This window comes from Streptomyces sp. NPDC037288, from assembly GCF_055603265.1.
Map to the genome: position 1 here is coordinate 80,990 of NZ_JBVJVY010000001.1, position 17,178 is coordinate 98,167.

At 72.6% G+C, this 17,178-nt stretch carries 17 protein-coding genes; 8 read left to right on the forward strand and 9 right to left on the reverse strand.

The window, feature by feature from the left end:
- Window positions 1–47 precede the first annotated feature (47 nt).
- Entirely contained in the window at window positions 48–749 is a 702-nt protein-coding gene (locus tag ACZ7GZ_RS00435; RefSeq protein WP_471019295.1) for a YoaK family protein, read from the forward strand.
- A 9-nt stretch (window positions 750–758) separates the two neighbouring features.
- Here the strand turns inward: ACZ7GZ_RS00435 and ACZ7GZ_RS00440 are convergent, their stop codons facing one another.
- Complete coding sequence (locus ACZ7GZ_RS00440; protein WP_471019299.1) at window positions 759–1,994, reverse strand: cytochrome P450; 1,236 nt, start codon at window positions 1,992–1,994, stop codon at window positions 759–761.
- Window positions 1,995–2,199: 205 nt separating this feature from the next.
- Here ACZ7GZ_RS00440 and ACZ7GZ_RS00445 point away from each other — a divergent pair, with 205 nt between their 5' ends.
- The 4 genes from ACZ7GZ_RS00445 to ACZ7GZ_RS00460 all read left to right on the forward strand — a co-directional run bounded on the left by ACZ7GZ_RS00445 (window position 2,200) and on the right by ACZ7GZ_RS00460 (window position 6,992).
- Window positions 2,200–3,369, forward strand: coding sequence for a steroid 3-ketoacyl-CoA thiolase (locus tag ACZ7GZ_RS00445; protein ID WP_471019302.1), 1,170 nt, complete (start codon window positions 2,200–2,202; stop codon window positions 3,367–3,369).
- Between the two features lie 358 nt (window positions 3,370–3,727).
- A complete protein-coding gene (gene proP / locus ACZ7GZ_RS00450; RefSeq protein WP_471019307.1) occupies window positions 3,728–5,107 on the forward strand; it encodes a glycine betaine/L-proline transporter ProP in 1,380 nt (459 codons plus the stop codon).
- A gap of 45 nt (window positions 5,108–5,152) precedes the next feature.
- Window positions 5,153–6,274, forward strand: a complete 1,122-nt coding sequence (locus ACZ7GZ_RS00455; RefSeq protein ID WP_471019308.1) for a DUF2330 domain-containing protein — start codon at window positions 5,153–5,155, stop codon at window positions 6,272–6,274.
- A gap of 46 nt (window positions 6,275–6,320) precedes the next feature.
- Window positions 6,321–6,992 carry an O-methyltransferase gene (locus ACZ7GZ_RS00460; protein ID WP_471019311.1) on the forward strand — a complete coding sequence of 224 codons (672 nt, stop codon included), beginning with the start codon at window positions 6,321–6,323 and terminating at the stop codon, window positions 6,990–6,992.
- Window positions 6,993–7,010: 18 nt separating this feature from the next.
- On the opposite strand, the gene ACZ7GZ_RS00465 is transcribed toward ACZ7GZ_RS00460, so the two are convergent.
- On the reverse strand, window positions 7,011–7,403 hold the full coding sequence (locus ACZ7GZ_RS00465) for an FHA domain-containing protein (protein WP_471019314.1): 393 nt from the start codon (window positions 7,401–7,403) through the stop codon (window positions 7,011–7,013).
- A 99-nt stretch (window positions 7,404–7,502) separates the two neighbouring features.
- On the opposite strand from ACZ7GZ_RS00465, the gene ACZ7GZ_RS00470 reads away from it, so the two are divergent.
- Window positions 7,503–7,940 (forward strand): DnaJ family domain-containing protein, encoded by a 438-nt coding sequence (locus ACZ7GZ_RS00470; protein WP_471019316.1) that lies wholly within the window; start codon window positions 7,503–7,505, stop codon window positions 7,938–7,940.
- Here ACZ7GZ_RS00470 and ACZ7GZ_RS00475 read toward each other — a convergent pair.
- From ACZ7GZ_RS00475 to ACZ7GZ_RS00490, 4 genes are all read right to left on the reverse strand, one after another.
- Window positions 7,929–8,753, reverse strand: coding sequence for a hypothetical protein (locus tag ACZ7GZ_RS00475; protein WP_471019317.1), 825 nt, complete (start codon window positions 8,751–8,753; stop codon window positions 7,929–7,931). The genes ACZ7GZ_RS00470 and ACZ7GZ_RS00475 overlap by 12 nt on opposite strands.
- Before the next feature lie 5 nt (window positions 8,754–8,758).
- Window positions 8,759–9,409 (reverse strand): hypothetical protein, encoded by a 651-nt coding sequence (locus ACZ7GZ_RS00480; RefSeq protein ID WP_471019319.1) that lies wholly within the window; start codon window positions 9,407–9,409, stop codon window positions 8,759–8,761.
- Between the two features lie 77 nt (window positions 9,410–9,486).
- A complete protein-coding gene (locus ACZ7GZ_RS00485) occupies window positions 9,487–9,900 on the reverse strand; it encodes a nuclear transport factor 2 family protein (RefSeq protein ID WP_471019321.1) in 414 nt (137 codons plus the stop codon).
- Window positions 9,901–9,950: 50 nt separating this feature from the next.
- Window positions 9,951–10,673, reverse strand: a complete 723-nt coding sequence (locus tag ACZ7GZ_RS00490; protein ID WP_471019322.1) for a helix-turn-helix transcriptional regulator — start codon at window positions 10,671–10,673, stop codon at window positions 9,951–9,953.
- A gap of 51 nt (window positions 10,674–10,724) precedes the next feature.
- On the opposite strand from ACZ7GZ_RS00490, the gene ACZ7GZ_RS00495 reads away from it, so the two are divergent.
- Window positions 10,725–11,231 carry a GNAT family N-acetyltransferase gene (locus ACZ7GZ_RS00495; RefSeq protein WP_471019325.1) on the forward strand — a complete coding sequence of 169 codons (507 nt, stop codon included), beginning with the start codon at window positions 10,725–10,727 and terminating at the stop codon, window positions 11,229–11,231.
- Here ACZ7GZ_RS00495 and ACZ7GZ_RS00500 read toward each other — a convergent pair.
- Window positions 11,224–13,263 (reverse strand): DHA2 family efflux MFS transporter permease subunit, encoded by a 2,040-nt coding sequence (locus tag ACZ7GZ_RS00500; protein WP_471019327.1) that lies wholly within the window; start codon window positions 13,261–13,263, stop codon window positions 11,224–11,226. The genes ACZ7GZ_RS00495 and ACZ7GZ_RS00500 overlap by 8 nt on opposite strands.
- A 140-nt stretch (window positions 13,264–13,403) precedes the next feature.
- Here ACZ7GZ_RS00500 and ACZ7GZ_RS00505 point away from each other — a divergent pair, with 140 nt between their 5' ends.
- Complete coding sequence (locus ACZ7GZ_RS00505) at window positions 13,404–14,675, forward strand: peptidoglycan-binding domain-containing protein (protein ID WP_471019329.1); 1,272 nt, start codon at window positions 13,404–13,406, stop codon at window positions 14,673–14,675.
- 967 nt (window positions 14,676–15,642) lie between these two features.
- On the opposite strand, the gene ACZ7GZ_RS00510 is transcribed toward ACZ7GZ_RS00505, so the two are convergent.
- Together ACZ7GZ_RS00510 and ACZ7GZ_RS00515 are read right to left on the reverse strand one after the other, a co-directional pair.
- On the reverse strand, window positions 15,643–16,311 hold the full coding sequence (locus tag ACZ7GZ_RS00510; RefSeq protein ID WP_471019330.1) for an HAD family hydrolase: 669 nt from the start codon (window positions 16,309–16,311) through the stop codon (window positions 15,643–15,645).
- A 215-nt stretch (window positions 16,312–16,526) separates the two neighbouring features.
- On the reverse strand, window positions 16,527–17,108 hold the full coding sequence (locus tag ACZ7GZ_RS00515) for a TMEM165/GDT1 family protein (RefSeq protein ID WP_471019332.1): 582 nt from the start codon (window positions 17,106–17,108) through the stop codon (window positions 16,527–16,529).
- Between the last annotated feature and the right edge of the window lie 70 nt (window positions 17,109–17,178).

The window sequence follows — 17,178 nt, forward strand, 5'->3', positions numbered from 1 at the left end:
GCCGCCGCCTTCGGCGTTCCCTCACCTCCGCGTGGTCAACTGGAGCGGTGAGCGCAGCGGAGGAGGCATCGGCGGCGGAGACGTGCGATCCCGAGGCGCGTGGGGTGCGGCTGGTGATCGTACTGCTGGTCCTGACCGTGGTGAGCGGTCTGATCGACGCCGTCAGCTATCTGGGCGTGGGCCGGGTCTTCACGGCCAACATGACCGGCAACGTGGTCGTCCTGGGCTTCGCGGCGGCCGGCGCGCCCGGCTTCTCCGTCCCGCACACGTCCACCTCACTGGCCTGCTTCCTGCTCGGCGCGGTGACGGGCGGCCGGCTGGCGGCCCGCGCCGCAGCCGGCTCCCGGCGCCGGTGGACCCGCCTGACGCTGGCCGCGGAGGCGGTCCTGGTCGGCGCCTCGGCGGTGGTGGCCTTCGCCTGGCCCGACAGCACCGGCACCCGCTACGCCCTGATCGCCCTGACGGCGTTCGCGATGGGCCTGCGCAACGCGACCGTCCGCAAACTGGGCGTCGCCGGCCTGACCACCACCACCGTCCTGACCATGACCCTGACCGGCCTGGCCGCCGAGTCCCGCCTCGGTGACGCCACCGCGCACCGCTCGCCGCGCCGCACGGCCGCGGTGATCGCGATGCTCGCCGGCGCCTGCCTGGGCGCATGGCTGGTCCTCCATCACGGCCTGGGCGTCCCGCTGCTGATCGCGGCGGGGGCGTCGGGCGTGCTGGCGGTGGCGGCGTCCGGCAGGGAGTGAGGCCTTTGCTCAGCCGGTGGTGACCTGGAGTTCCTTGACGCCGTTGATCCAGGCCGAACGCAGCCGGCGCGGGGCGTCGACGAGCCGCAGGCCCGGCATCGCGTCGGCGATCGCGTTGAAGATCAGGTCGATCTCCAGGACCGCGAGGGACTTGCCGAGGCAGTAGTGCGGGCCGCCACCGCCGAAGCCGAGGTGCGGGTTGGGGTCGCGGGTGATGTCGAAGACGTCGGGCTCGGTGAAGACCTCGGGGTCGTGGTTGGCGGAGGCGTAGAAGAGCCCGACGCGATCGCCCTCCCTGATCCGGACCCCGCCCAGTTCCGTGTCCTGGGTGGCCGTCCGCTGGAAGGCGTTGACCGGGGTCGCCCAGCGCACGATCTCCTCGGCCGTGGTGGCCGGGCGGTCGCGCTTGAAGAGGTCCCACTGGCCGGGGTGGGTGAGGAAGCCGTGCATCCCGTGCGTGATGGCGTTCCGGGTCGTCTCGTTGCCGGCCACCGCCAGCATCAGCACGAAGAAGCCGAACTCGTCGGAGTTCAGGTTGCCCTCGTCCTCCGCCGCGACGAGGGTCGTGACGATGTCCTGGGCCGGGCACTGCTTCCGCTCGGCGGCCATGTTCATCGCGTAGGCGATGATCTCGGCGGCCGACTGGGCGCCGACCTCCTCGGTGATGGCGTACTCGGGATCGTCGTAGGCGATCATCTTGTTGGACCAGTCGAAGATCTTGGACCGGTCCTCCTGGGGTACGCCGATCAGCTCGGCGATGGCCTGAAGGGGCAGCTCGCAGGCGACCTCGGTGACGAAGTCGAAGGACCCGGTACGGGCGCGGGCGGCCGAGACGATGGCCTGCGCACGCGCGCGGAGCCGCTGCTCCAGGGCACGGATGGAACGTGGCGTGAAGCCGCGCTGCACGATCTGCCGCACCCGCGTATGTTCCGGAGGATCCATGTTGAGCAGGATCAGCCGCTGGGCGTCGATCGCGTCGCGCCGGATGTGCTCGTTGAAGCGGATGATCGCGGTGTTGACGGTGGAGGAGAAGAGTTCCGGGTGCGTGGAGACGTGCTTGACGTCGGCGTGCCGGGTGACGGCCCAGTAGCCGGCGTCGGCGAAGCCGGCGATGCCGTGCGGCTGCGGGATCCAGCGGACCGGCTCGGCGCGGCGCAGCTCGGCGAACTCGGGCAGGGGCACGCGGTGGTGCAGCAGATCGGGATCGGTGAAGTCGAACCCGTCGGGCAGCGCGGGGCAGTGCATCGGCGGCTCCCGTCGATAGGTTCTGACGGTCCATCAGCGACTTGCCGTGAACGTAATAACGGGTTCTACAACTGGCAAGAGGTACGGCCCCCTCAATCCACTGCAAGACCCTTGCGGTGATGGACATCACGTCAGCAGACTGCTGAACGGAACTAGAACGCGTACTAGTTCTGGAGGAGAGCCCTCTCGGAGAGGACCCGCACCCATGGCCGCCGAACCCGTGATCGTCGAAGCCGTACGCACCCCCATCGGCAAGCGCGGCGGCGCGCTAGCCAACCTGCACCCCGCCTACCTCCTGGGCGAGACCTACCGAGAACTCCTCGGCCGCACCGGCATCCCCGCCGACGCGGTCGAGCAGATCGTCGGCGGCACGGTGACCCACGCCGGCGAACAGTCCATGAACCCCGCGCGCACGGCCTGGCTGACCATGGGGCTCCCGTACGAGACGGCGGCCACGACGGTCGACTGCCAGTGCGGCTCCTCCCAGCAGGCCTCGCACATGGTGGCCAACATGGTCGCGGCCGGCGTGATCGACGTCGGGATCAGCTGCGGGGTCGAGGCGATGAGCCGGGTCCCGCTGGGCTCGGGGTCGAAGCACGGTCCGGGCAAGCCCTTCCCCGACGAGTGGAACGTCGACCTGCCCAACCAGTTCGAGGCGGCTGAACGGATCGCCCGGCACCGGGGCCTGACGCGGGAGAACGTCGACGCCCTGGGGCTGCTGTCGCAGGAGCGGGCGGCGCTGGCCTGGGCGGAGGAACGATTCAAGCGGGAGACGTTCGCCGTGCAGGTGCCGACGACCGAGGAGGAGCAGTACGCCGGTCAGGGCATGTGGCGGCTGGTCGACAAGGACGAGGGCCTGCGGGACACGTCTCCGGAGGCCCTGGCCGGCCTGAAGCCGGTGATGCCCACGGCGGTCCACACGGCGGGCAACTCGTCGCAGATCTCGGACGGCGCGGCTGCCCTCATGTGGGCGTCGAAGCGGATGGCGCGGGCGCTGAAGTTGAAACCGAGGGCACGGATCGTCGCCCAGGCGCTGGTCGGCGCCGACCCGCACTTCCACCTGGACGGGCCGATCGACGCCACGCGCGCGGTGCTGGGCAAGGCGGGGATGTCGCTGAAGGACATCGACCTGGTCGAGATCAACGAGGCTTTCGCGTCCGTGGTGTTGAGCTGGGCCCAGGTCTTCGAACAGGACCTGGACAAGGTCAACGTCAACGGCGGTGCGATCGCGCTGGGTCACCCGGTGGGGGCGACAGGCGCCCGTCTGATCACCACCGCCCTGCACGAACTGGAGCGCGCGGACAAGGAGTTCGCGCTGATCACCATGTGCGCGGGCGGTGGGCTGGCGACCGGGACGATCATTCAGCGGCTGTAGCCGACGTCCGGTTCGGGAGGGAAAAGATCTCGACGGCCCGCACCTCCCACTCCGCCACCTGCCGGAACCACGCCGGAAGCCGGCCGGCGGCCGGCGGCGACGGGAAGACGGTCTGGTTCGAGTGCGGGGCCGGTTGCCCGCCCGGGGCGCGAGAAGGATCACAGTGAGAGCCCGGAATGCCTCGCCCCGAGCGGGCCGACGTACCTGCGTACGCGCCATTTAGCTGCAGTATGCAGCTACTCACGTACGCGGCGTAAGGTGCCGAACGCCGCCTATGGTCGCTTTTCGGCCCGTTTCCCGGCAGCGTCGCCGTACGGTCCGCGCCCCTGTCCCCGTCGAAAGGTAGGCGAGCCCCGTTTTGGCGACCGCCACAGCCGTCTCCCCGTCCCTGTCCGTGAAGACCCGGCGGGCCACCCAGGCCCGCGACGTCACCGTCACCGACCCCGCGCTCGTCAAGCGCGCCGTGAAGGCCGCCGCGCTCGGCAACGCGATGGAGTGGTTCGACTTCGGTGTCTACAGCTACATCGCGGTCACGCTGGGCAAGGCCTTCTTCCCGTCCGGCAACCCGACCGCGCAGCTGCTGTCGACGTTCGGCGCCTTCGCGGCGGCCTTCCTGGTCCGGCCGCTCGGAGGCATGGTCTTCGGCCCGCTGGGCGACCGCGTGGGCCGTCAGAAGGTCCTCGCCCTCACGATGATCATGATGGCGGTGGGCACGTTCGCGATCGGCCTGATCCCGTCGTACGCGTCGATCGGCGTGGGCGCCCCGCTGCTGCTCCTGGCCGCCCGGCTGGTGCAGGGCTTCTCCACGGGCGGTGAGTACGCGGGCGCGTCGACCTTCATCGCCGAGTACGCCCCGGACAAGAAGCGCGGGTTCTTCGGCAGCTGGCTGGAGTTCGGCACGCTGGCCGGTTACATCGGCGGTGCGGGTCTGGTCACCGTGATGACCGCGCTGCTGTCCACCGAGGACCTGCTCTCCTGGGGCTGGCGGATCCCGTTCCTGGTCGCCGGCCCGATGGGCCTCATCGGCCTGTACCTGCGGATGCGGCTGGAGGAGACCCCGGCGTTCGCGGCGGAGGTGGAGAAGGCCGAGGCCGCCCGGCCGAAGGTGCCGCTGCGCGAGATGGTCGCGGGCCAGTGGAAGGCGCTGCTGCTGTGCATGGGCCTGGTGCTGGTCTTCAACGTCACCGACTACATGCTGCTGTCGTACATGCCGAGCTACCTCACCAGTGAGCTGAAGTACGACGAGACGCACGGCCTGCTCGTCGTGCTGGGCGTGATGGCCCTGATGATGATCGTCCAGCCCTTCGCGGGCGCGCTGACGGACCGGGTCGGCCGCCGGCCGGTGATCGCGGCGGGCTGCGCGGGCTTCCTGTTCCTGTCCGTCCCGGCCGTGCTGCTGATCCGCCAGGGCAGCCTGCTCGCCGTCGGGCTGGGCATGGGCGCGCTGGGTCTGCTGCTGGTCTGCTTCACGGCGGCCATGCCGGCCGCGCTGCCCGCTCTCTTCCCGACGCGGGTGCGGTACGGGTCCCTGTCCATCGGGTTCAACGTGTCCGTGTCCCTGTTCGGCGGGACGACTCCGCTGGTCGTGACCGCGCTGATCGGGGCGACGGGGAACATGATGATGCCCGCGTACTACATGATGGCCGCGGCTGTCGTGGGCGGATTTGCGGTGTGGCGGATGTCCGAGTGCGCTGGGCGGCCGTTGCCCGGTTCGGCGCCGTCGGTTGAGCAGCGGTAGTACCTCACCGGAACCGATCACACGGCCGGCACGTCTGTTGCCCTTGTGAAACGCGCCCGCATCCTCACCCTCCTCCTCACCCTCCTCGGCATCCAGCTGACCTGGCTCATCGCCCCGGCCTACGCCTGCGGGTGCGGAGCGATGGTGCCGGACCCGTCGGCACGGATCTCGGTCGCCGACGAGGAGTCCGTCCTGCGCTGGGACGGCCGCCAGGAGCAGATCGTGATGCGGCTGACGGTGAACGGCGACGCGCGACACGCCGCCTGGATCATGCCCGTCCCGCACCGCGCCACCGTCCGCCTCGGCGACCCCGCCCTCTTCGACCAGTTGGCCAGGGCCATCCAGCCGGTCCACCGCACCCGGTACCACTTCTGGCCGGAGAACGGCGACTGGCCCTTCGACGGTCACGACAGCTACGGCGACGGCGCAGCCCGGCCCGGCAGTGCCGTCGGCGTGGTCGACCGGCAGCGGCTCGGCCCCTTCGACGTGGCGCGGCTGACCGCCACCGACCCGGCGGCGCTCGGCGACTGGCTGCACACCCACGGCTTCTCCCTGCCCGACCGGCTGAAGAGGGCCCTGCAGCCGTACGTCGACCGGCACTGGGAGTACGTGGCCGTCCGGCTCGCCCCGGACGCGGCCGGCACCGCGCTGCACGGCGCGCTGGACCCGATCCACCTCGCCTTCACCGCGGACGTCCCGGTCTACCCGATGCGGCTGTCCCGCCTGGCGAGCCGCCCGCAGTCCCTCGGTCTGTACGTCCTCGCCGCGCACCGCATGCGGACGCGCTCGGCGATCGGCGGGCTCCAGCCCAGCGTGGTCTTCGCCGGCCGTCTCCGCACCCACGACGACAGCGGCCTGGGCAGGCTGGCCGCCGGGACGCCGTATCTGACCGCGCTCACCCAGTGGTTCCCCGAGCCCGCCCGCATCTCCGGCGACCACGAGCTGCGCCGGGCCGCCGCCGACACCCCGGTCCAGCAGGTGATCTACGACGACCGGCTGCGCGAGATCGCCGGGATCCCGGCCTGGCTGCTCACGGTCGGCGGCGTTCTGCTGCTGACCGGCTCCACCGTCGCCCTGGTCGTCGTACGGCGCTCGCGGCGGCCGGTGATTCCGCCGCCGCCCGTGCAGCCTCCGCCGCCGATCACCCCGTCGGCGCCCGTCGGCTGAGACCATGCGGGGGGAAGGGCAGACACTCGGGAAAGGCAGCAGGAGCATGAGCGACTCCCAGCTCTGGGACGACGTCGACGCGTACTTCACCAGTCACCTGGCACCCGACGACGAGGCGCTGCGGGCGGCCCTGCGGGAGAACGACGCCGCCGGGCTGCCGCAGATCGCCGTGACGGCGGCACAGGGCAAGTTCCTCCAGCTGCTCGCCCTGGTCCAGGGCGCACGGCAGATCCTGGAGATCGGCACCCTCGGCGGTTACAGCACCATCTGGCTGGCCCGCGCACTGCCCGAGGACGGCAGACTCATCTCGCTGGAGTACAACGCCAGGCACGCGGAGGTGGCCGTCCGCAACATCGCCCGGGCCGGCCTGGACCGGATCGCGGAGGTGCGGGTGGGCCCGGCCCTGGAGTCGCTGCCCAAGCTCGCCGACGAGAACCCGGCCCCGTTCGACCTGGTGTTCATCGACGCCGACAAGGCCAACAACGCGCACTACGTGGAGTGGGCGCTGCGGCTGACCCGCACCGGCAGCCTGATCGTCGTGGACAACGTGGTGCGTGGCGGCCGGGTCGTCGACACGGGCAGCACCGAGCCGGACATCCTGGGCACGCGTGCCGCGATCGAGCTGATCGCCTCGCATCCGCGGCTGAGCGGTACGGCGATCCAGACGGTCGGCAGCAAGGGCTACGACGGCTTCGCGCTGGCCCGGGTACTGGACTGAGCGGTCTCCGGGTGCGGCTCACACCTCGTGGTAGAAGCCGACGTTGACACTGCGCGGCGCGGTGCGGTCCTGGACGACGATCTCACCGGACCCGCCGCGCGGCAGCCGTACGGACGAGCCGTAGCCGACGGACTGCGCGTACTCACCGACCACCAGCCGCACTTCGGCGGAGGGATCGGCCTGGGAGCCGCGCAGCCAGCTCACCTGCCAGCCGCCGTCCGGGACGCACCGGAACTCCAGGTGCACACGGGAGACGAACAGCCAGTCCTCGGGGGTGACCAGCCGGCACACGGACGCGTCCCGGCCGACCCGCAGGACGGCGCCCGGTTCGCTGGGCGCGTCGGCCATCGTCATGCCGGCCGTGGCACCGGCATCGGCCCCGGAGACGGTGGCCATGGTCAGTTCGAGCACGCGCGTTCCCCCTGTGACGTCCTTGCGCGGCGGCCGGATCGGCATACCGACGCCGCATGATAGAACGCCCAGCCTGGCCGCGTCCGGCACAATGGGGTCATGACCGAGCGAAAGCCACCGGGTGTGCCGTTCGCGTCCTGGGTCGACAAGGAGATCCGCGACGCGCAGGAGCGCGGTGAGTTCGAGCGGCTGCCGGGGACGGGACAGCCGCTGCCCGCCGGTCTCGACTCCGCCTACGACGAACTGTGGTGGATCAAGCGGAAGATGGCGCGCGAGGGACTGTCCGTGCTGCCGCCCGCCCTCGCCCTGCGCAAGGAGGCCGAGGACACGCTCGCGGCGGCCTACGCGGCGCCCTCCGAGCGGATCGCCCGGAAGCTGATCGAGGACGTCAACGTCAAGATCAAGGACATGATGTTCAAGCCGCCGCCCGGTCCTGCGCTGGGTAAGAAGCCGTACGACGTCGAGGAGGTCGTACGGGAGTGGCGGCGGCTCAGGGCCGCCGCCAAGGGCGAGGTGCCGGGGCCGTCACAGGTGTAGCAGGCGCCCGGCCAGCTCCCGGTAGTCGCGCAGGGCCAGCCTGAGCTGCTCGGTGTCGGTCTCGGAGCCCGGGCCACGGTCCTCGGAGGCCTCCCAGGAGCGGCGCAGCGTACGCCGCCGCCGGTCCACGGCCTGGTCGAAGCGCGCCACGATCTCCCCCAGCGCCCGATCGGCCTCCTCGACCGCACCTCGTGGCTCGTCCACGAACCCTGCGGCCAGCTGGCGCATCCGCTGGTCCCAGCGATCGGTCTCCTCGTGCGCCAGAAGAGGGGCCCCGGCCCCGGAGGGCCCGGGAGCCACCTCGCCGACACCGCCGGAGCGGCCGGCGGATTCCGGCGTGCCGCCCGGTGCCGCCGGCCAGGTGTCCGACGCCGGCGCCTCGGTCGATCGTGCCTCACGCGCACCCACCTCACCGGAGAACGGAACTCCCAGCCCGTCGTCCGGCATGCCCCCCTCGTCCGGCATCCCACCGCGCGTTGCCGACTCGTCGTCACCCGCGCCGGACGCCAGGTCCTCCGTGCCGGGCCGCAGGCCCTCGGATCCGGCCTCAGACCCGGACTCGCGCCTGGTGCCCGCCGGGCCCGGGGGGTGCGGGGGTGTGTCCTCGGGGGTGCGGTCGTCGGCTGTCAGCCCCTCCCTGCCGGGGCCGGTCGAGCCGGGCGGCTCGCCGGGCAGTCGTTCCTCCGGCAGGGGCTCCCGCGGTGTGCGGTGGCGCCGTGCAGTGTCGTCCTCCGGGGTCCAGTCCTCGTCCGGTGGCCGGGTGAAGCGGCCGGTGGGGGGCTCGTCTCCGGGGTCTCTCGTCCTGTCCGACATGACGGTCAACTCTCCTTCGGACGGCCCTTGTCGAGGGCCCACGGGGTGTGGGAGCGGGTGCCGGCGTGGGTCACGCGGTGACGGCCCGTTTCCCGGGCGGGGTGGGTCAGGTCGTCGAAGAGGGCGCGGGCGCCGACGAGTGCCGAGCGCATCTCCTCCGTCCCGGAGCCCGTCTCGGTCACCGCGCTGCTCGCCCCGGACCGGGCCACCCGATGCACCTGCCGGTAGCCGTCGACGTGATCGGCGTGGTGCACGGACAGCGCGGCGAGCTGCTCCTCGTAGTGCCCGCCGTCCGGGTAGCCGCGCGCGACGGCGAGTTCCGCGAGCAGCCGGTCGGCCTCGGCCACCGCCTGCCGCGGCGAGTCGACGAAGTGTTCCTGCACGGCTGTCCAGCGGGCCGCGTACTGCTCGCGCCCGGCCGGGTCCAGTGGCCGTTCCCGCAGGTCGCCGTGGCGTTCGACGCGCTCGGCCAGTTCCCGTTCGGCGGCCTGGGCGTCACCGTCGTGCAGGGCCACGGCGCGCTCGTACTCGGGCCCGAAGCGCCGCCTGAGGGCGGGACCGCCGCGCCGGCCCCGGCCGCGCAGGATCGGGAGGGCGGCCGCGCCGACGACCACGACCGCCACGATCACGATCAACACGATCATGCCAGTGGACATGGTTGCCTTCCGATCGGGCCGGCCCCACTGGCCGGCTCCCCCTCCGGGTCACCCGGAAGGGGAGCCACAAACGGCGTTCAGTCGCCGAAGCGGCGCAGTCCGGTCACCGACCACACCGTCGCGATCCGCCCGTCCACCACCTCCAGCAGGTCGATCCCGCTCTTCTGGGCGCCCTCCGCCGGGGTGACGTACCAGCAGCAGGCGACCCGGCCCAGACCGGTGTCCACCAGCGGGGTCCCGTCGACGGCGAACCGCCATCCGGGTTTCTGCTCGCGGAAGGTCCGGACGTACGCGACGATCCCCGCCGGGCCCCGCACCTCGTCGGTGGCCGCGTTCGCGGGGTCGTTGCCGAAGCGGACGCGGAAGCCGGGGTCGAGGAAGGCCTCCGGGTCGCCGAAGTCGCCGTTCCACAGGGCGGTCCAGCGGTCGAAGAGGGCGGTACCTGTCGCGGTGGTCGGCATGCGGTGGCCGGCGTCAGAAGTCGTTGTCATGGGGACCAGCCTCCGCCCCGCCGGCGACAGCCCCCTGTCGGTGATTGCCGTCACATCACGGTCGCCGCGTCGAGCGGTACGACGTCGGAGCCGAGCGTGTCGAGGGCGGCCAGGTCGACGGCGCGGTGCGGGGCCCGCTCGTCCAGGGCCGTCGCCGCCCGCACCCGGTCCAGGCGGAAGCCGCGCGGCGCGTCCCGCAGCCGGCACCAGCCGGCCAGATACCAGTGCTCCGCTCCACCGAGGAAGCCGAGCGGCTCCACGTCCCGGGCGGTCACCCGGCCCGCGGCGTCCGCGTACTCCAGGCGCAGCACCCGGCCCGCCGTCAGCGCCTCCCGCAGCGCGGCCGGCACGGCCGGTCCGGGGCGCGGCACCGGTCGGGCTGCCGGGACCAGCAGCCGTACCCGCCCGGTCAGCTCGGCCGCCGCCCGCCGCTCCCGCTCCGGCAGCACGGCCAGCACCTTGTGCAGCGCGCTGCGCGCGTCCGCCGCGAACGGCGTGCCGGCGAGGGCGTGCAGCCCGACGGCGAGGGCGGTCGCCTCGGCCGGGGTGATGGTCAGCGGCGGCAGGGTGCGGTCGCGGTCCAGGACGTAGCCGCCGCTGCGGCCCGGTTCGGCGTGGATGGGCAGCCCGGACTGCTGCAACGCGGCCAGGTCGCGCTCGATCGTACGGACGCTGACCTCGAAGCGCCGGGCGAGTGCGCGGGCGCTGCGGGGGCGGGGAGCGGCGGCGCGCAGCTCCTCGACGAGGGCGTAGAGGCGGTCGGTGCGGTTCACGGCAGACAGTCTCCGGAAATACGCCCGGCAGGGCGGCCCCGGCCGCCGACAATGTCCGGCATGACGTGGAGGATCACCCCGGAACCGTACGACTCGCCGGTCGCGGCCAGGCTGTGGCGGGCGTACTACACGGAGGTCAGCGACCGCTGGTACCTGCTGCACGAGGGCCGCCGCACCGGTCCGGACGAGCTGGAACGGGAGATCGCCGCCGCGAGCGGGGCCGAACTCGCGCCGCCCACCGGGCAGTTGCTCGTCGGGCGGTACGGCGGCGAGCCTGCCGGTTCGGCGGGGGTACGGCTGCTGGAGCCGGACACGGCGGAACTGACCCGGGTGTTCGTGTACGAGCACCTGCGGGGCAGGGGCGGGGCCCCGTTGCTGGTGGCCGCCGCCGAGCAGGCCGCCCGCGCCCTCGGCGCCCGCCGGCTGGTCCTCGACACCCGCGGCGACCTGGTCGAGGCCCGCGCCCTGTACGCCCGTCTCGGCTACACGGAGACCGGCCCGCACAACGACGACGTCTACGCCGAGCACTGGTTCCGCAAGGAGCTGGCGGTCAGGTGACCCTCGCACCGGCCGCCTTGTGCGGGCGTTCACGGTCGGTGCCGCACAGTTCGCCGGTGAGTTCCCTGACGAGCTGCGTCAGGTCGGTCGAGCGGCCGGGCTGCCACCAGTCGCCGAGGAGTTCGGCGAGGGACTCCTCACGGGCCTTGGCGAGCCGTTCGGCGACCTCGCGGCCGGACCCGGTCAGATACAGGTCCAGACCCCGGCGTTCGGCGAGGTGCCGTTCCTCGACCTGGCGGGCGGCGGCGAGGACGGCCTCCAGCGGGACGGGGCTGCGCTCGGCGAGCACGCCCGGCTCGACGGAGCCGTACTTGCGCACGCGCAGCAGCAGCCAGCTGGCGGCGGGCAGCAGGTCGTACCCGGCGCGTTCGGTGATCTTCTGGTAGACCTCGCGGCGGCCCTCGCGGGTGCCGAGCAGGGACAGGGCCCGGCAGCACTCGTCGTAGGAGGACCGCTCGACCGGGTTGGGCGGGATGGTCTCGGAGACGTCCGGTGCGGTGACCGAGCCGCGCAACCGGTCCTCCTTCAGGAACCAGGCCAGCACGAAGCCGAGGACGGCGACGGGGGCGGCGTAGAGGAAGACGTCGGTGATGGCGGACGCGTACGCGTGCAGGGCCGCCGGGCGCAGGGCGGCCGGCAGGGCGGCGATGCCGCGCGGGTCGGACTTGAGGGCGTTCGCGGAGGCGCCGGGCGGCAGGCTCACGCCCCGGAAGGCGGCGGCGAGTTTGTCGCCGAGGCGGCCGGCGAAGACCGTGCCGAAGATGGCCACGCCGAAGGAGGCACCGATGGAGCGGAAGAAGGTCGCGCCGGAGGTGGCGACGCCGAGGTCCTCGTACGACACGGCGTTCTGCACGATGAGGACGAGCACCTGCATCACCAGGCCGAGGCCCAGCCCGAAGACGAAGAAGTAGACGCTCATCCGGGCGGTGGAGCTGTGCTCGTCGAGCCGGTGCAGCAGGAGCAGGCCGATGGCGGTGACGGCGGTGCCGGCGAGCGGGAAGACCTTCCAGCGGCCGGTGCGGCTGACGATCTGCCCGGAGATCGTGGAGGACAGCAGCAGGCCGGCCACGATGGGCAGCATGTGCACGCCGGACAGGGTCGGCGAGATGCCGTGCACGACCTGCAGGAAGGTCGGCAGATAGGTCATCGCGCCGAACATGGCGAAGCCGACGATGAAGCTGATGACGGCGGCGAGGGTGAAGGTGCGGATGCCGAACAGCTTCATCGGCAGGACCGGTTCGGCGGCCCGGCGCTCGACGGCGACGAACGCCACGGCCAGCAGCACGCCCAGCACGGCGAGCCCGATGATCTGCGCCGACCCCCAGGCCCAGGTCGTACCGCCCAGGGAGGCGACCAGGACGAGGCAGGTGGCGACGGAGGCGATGAGACCCGTGCCCAGGTAGTCGATGACGTGGCGGGCGGTGCGGCGCGGGATCTGCAGGGCGGTGGCGATCACGGCGAGCGCGACCACACCGACGGGCAGATTGACGTAGAACACCCAGCGCCAGCTCAGATGCTCGGTGAACAGCCCGCCGAGCAGCGGGCCGAGGACACTGGCCGCCCCGAACACGGCCCCGAACAGCCCCTGGTAGCGCCCGCGTTCACGGGGCGGCACGATGTCGCCGACGATCGCCATGGACAGCACCATCAGCCCGCCGCCGCCCAGTCCCTGCAGCGCACGGAAGCCGATCAGCTGGGGCATGTTCTGCGCCATACCGCACAGCGCGGAGCCGACGAGGAAGATGACGATCGCGGTCTGGAAGAGCCGTTTGCGCCCGTACTGGTCGCCGAGCTTGCCCCACAGCGGGGTCGCGGCGGTCGAGGCCAGCAAGTAGGCGGTGACGACCCAGGACAGATGCTCCAGACCGCCGAGGTCGCTCACGATGGTCGGCAGCGCGGTCGACACGATCGTCTGGTCGAGCGCGGCGAGCAGCAGCCCGAGGAGCAGGGCGCCGATCGAGACGAACACATTGCCGGAGACGTGCTCGGCGGCCTGCGTCTCCTTCTCCGCGCCGTGCGTGTCCAGGGCCATGGAGACCTCCCGGGGGCTCGAGTGCACCTTCCATCGTGGTCGGTGTCACCGTTTATGGCCTGTTGAGTCCCGCGTTTCCGACGACGGATGTGGAGAAGGTGCGCATAGTCTCGGAAGTTCGTGAGGGGAGGGACGAACACATGACTGATTCCGAAGGTCCCGGGGGCCATACCTGCCCGGAGTGCGGGGCGCCGAGGGAACCGGACCACAGCCCGTCCTGCGACTGCACCGAGCGCGCCGCCGCAACCCTGCGCGAGACGCGCTCGGCCGAGGCGGCGGCGGCGGAGGACTTCGACCCGCTGCGGATACGACCGTACGTGGAGGTCGAAGGGACGCACTCGATACCGGCCACGCCCACCGCGTCACCCGACGCGGAGACACAACCGGTACCGGTGGCCGAGCCCACCCCGCCCCTACGGCCCACACCGGGCCCGGGCATGGCCGACCTGCGCAGGTTCGAGGACGCCGGGGCAAGCGGGGCGGGCTGGACCGGGCGGGACGGCGACGGCACCGGGGCTGCCGGGCCTGGCGGGGACCGGCACGTCCATGGGGCCGGCGGGGCAAGCAGGACACACGGGACCGGCGGGACCGGCCGGGCGGGGTCCGGCAACGGCGCGGCCGGGACTGGCTGGGAGCACCACGGCAGCGATGCCGACGACGCCGGCGGGACAGACGGCACCGGGGGCACCAGAGGGCAAGGCGGCACCGACCGGACCGGTGGGACCGGTGGCCCGGGCGGCGCTGGTGGGAGGGACCGGCCCGGTGCGGCGGAGCCGCTGGTCGCCGGGACGGAGCGGCGGCGGTCGCGTCGTCACGTCCTGGCGTCCGTCGCGGGGGCGAGCGTGGCCGTCGTGGCGGTGGCCGGGTTCGCGAGCGGGCTGTTCTCGTACCACACACCGTCCCGGGACCAAGCCGCCCAGGAGGTCAGGGAGAGTGTCCCGGACGTGAGCACACCGGGCCCGTCGTCACCGACGGCGCCCTCCTCCCCCGCCGTCCCCCGCCCGCCCGCTCCGTCGCCCTCCGCGTCGGCGAGCCGTCCGAGCCCGTCGGCCACACCGCCGCCCTCACCGACACCGTCCGCCTCCGCCGAGACGTCCCACCCGGCCTCACCCACCGCACCCATGACGGCCGCCGCCACCCCACGGCCCACGCCCGCGGTCACCCCGGTGCTGCAACGCGGCGACCACGGCCCGGAGGTGGCCGAACTCCAGCAGAGGCTGCGGCAGTTGGGTCTCTACACCGACCGGATGACCGGGGTCTTCACCAGCGCGGTGGAGGACGCCGTGCGCACCTATCAACTGGCCCGCGGCATCCAAGGCGACACCCCGGGCGTGTACGGCCCGGCCACCCGAAAGAGCCTGGAGGCGGAGACATCCAGCCCCTCCAACTCAACCAGCCCACCCGCCACATGAGAACAGCCCCCGGACCAGACCGGGGATCCGGGCGGTGGGAGACCCAGGCCGAGCGAGGATCCGGGCCGAGCGGAGGCCCAGGCCGACCGGGGATCCGGGCCGACCGAAGGACCGGGCCGACCGGGGATCCGGGCGGTGGGAGACCCAGGCCGACGGGGGATCCGGGCCAAGCGAAAGCCCAGGCCGACCGGGGATCCGGGCGGTGGGAGGCCCAGGCCGAGCGAGGATCCGGGCCGAGCGGAGACCCAGGCCGACCGGGGATCCGGGCGGTGGGAGGCCCAGGCCAAGCGGGGACCCGGGCCAAGCGAAAGCCCAGGCCGACCGGGGATCCGGGCGGGTGGAGTCCAAGCCGAGCGAGGATCCGGGTCGAGCGGAGCCCCAGGCCGACCGGGGATCCGGGCCGACCGAAGGACCGGGCCTATGGGAGGACCGGTCCGAGGGGAGACCCAGGCCGACCGGGGATCCGGGCCAAGCGAAGACCCAGGCCGACCGGGGATCCGGGCTGACCGAAGGACCGGGCCGACCGAAGGACCGGGCCTATGGGAGGACCGTCCGAGCGGAGTCCAGGCCGATCGGGGGTCCGGGGGCGGAGCCCCTTGGCGGGGTCGAAGGGGCGGAGCCCCTGGAGGACGGGAAGGGTAGGGGCGGCGGGGGCGAACCTCCTACGGCAGCGCCCGGCCCGACGCCCAGCCGGAACACGACATCAGCCGGCGCCCGGCCAATCGCCACGTCAGCCGAATGAGCAGCCGCCCCCGTCAGCCGATGCGCAGCCCTGCTCCCCGCCGACACCCAGCCGAATGCCCCCTCAGCCGACGCGCAGCCGAATCACCCCTCAGGGGACACCCCCCAATGACCCCCTCGGGCCGACACCCCGCCGAACGGCCCTCAGCCGACGTGCAGCCGAATCGCACCCTCAGGGGACACCCCGCCGAATGATCCCCTCAGCCGGCACCCGGCCGAACAGCCCTCAGCCGACGTGCAGCCGAATCCCCCCGCCCCCCGTCGCCTCGACCCGCACCCGCGTGAGGTCGGGCACGGTGACGTCCGGAGCGTGGACACCGGCCCGGGGCCCGACGCCCACCACCGTCATACCCGCGGAGCGCCCCGCCTCGATACCCGCCCCCGAGTCCTCGAAGACCACACAGTCGGCCGGATCCACGCCCAGCTCGGCCGCGCCCTTCAGGAAGCCCTCGGGGTCGGGCTTGCTCGCTCCGACCGACTCGGCGGTGACGCGGACCCCCGGCAGCGGCAGCCCGGCCGCACGCATGCGGGCGGTGGACAGCGGGACGTCGGCGGAGGTCACCAGGGCGTGCGGAAGACCGCGGAGGGAGGCGAGGAAGGCGCTCGCGCCGGGGATCTCGACCACGCCGTCGGTGTCGGCGGTCTCCTCCGCGAGCATGCGGGCGTTGTCGGCGAGGTTCTCCTGCACGGGCCGGTCGGGCAGCAGTACCGCCATGGAGGCGTGCCCCTGCCGCCCGTGGACGACCTTCATCACCTCGTCGCCGTCCAGCCCGTGCCGCTCGGCCCAGCGCCGCCAGATGCGCTCGACGACGGCGTCCGAGTTGACGAGGGTGCCGTCCATGTCGAGCAGGAGGGCGCGGGCGGTGAGCACGGTGGACGTGACGGTGGCCGTCATCGGCAGCTCCAGGAAGCTCCAAAGAGGAAAGGACCCCGAAGGGACAGAGCCCCGGGGCAGGGACAAGGCGGCCCCGCCCGCCGGTCAGGGTAAACGGGCGGGAGCCACTTTGTTCCTCTACGGTACAAAACCTGGGGCGGGTCCGCCACCACCCCGGAAGGGTTCACCGGCCTCCCGCATGGATCCACCGGCCGTCCAGCCCCCGCCGACCGGGCTCAGCCCGCCACCGCCTCGTACAGGCTCCACGCCCCGAGCGCGAGCATCAGCAGCGCCGCGATCCGCGTGATCAGCCGCAGCGGCACCCTCTTCATCAGGGCCTTTCCGCCGACGATGCCGAGCCCGGCGACGGCCCACAGACCGAGCACCGCGCCGAGACCGACGGAGACGGGGTCGTCGTAGCGGGCGGCGAGGTTGGCGGTCATGATCTGGGTGAGATCGCCGAACTCGGCGACCAGGATGAGCATGAAGCCCGTACCCGCGACCTTCCAGAAGGACTGGTCGGCGGGCTTCTTGATCTCCTCCTCGCCCCCGTCCCTCTTCAGCAGCAGCATCGCGGCACCGCCGAGGAAGAGGATGCCGGTGACGGCGTGCACGAGCCGCTGGGGCAGCAGGGTCAGCACGCTGCCGGCCGCGACGGCCAGCACGACGTGCACGAGGAATGCGGCGGCGACACCCGCGAAGACGTAGCTCGCGCGGTAGCGGGTGCCGAGGACGAGGCCGGCGAGCGCGGTCTTGTCCGGCAGTTCGGCGAGGAAGATGACGCCGAAGACGAGCGCCGTCACGGTGATGCTGATCAAGATTCCTCAATCGGTCGGGGCTGCCCACCGAGAGTGCGGTACGTCCTGCGATGACACCTCGGCACGGCAG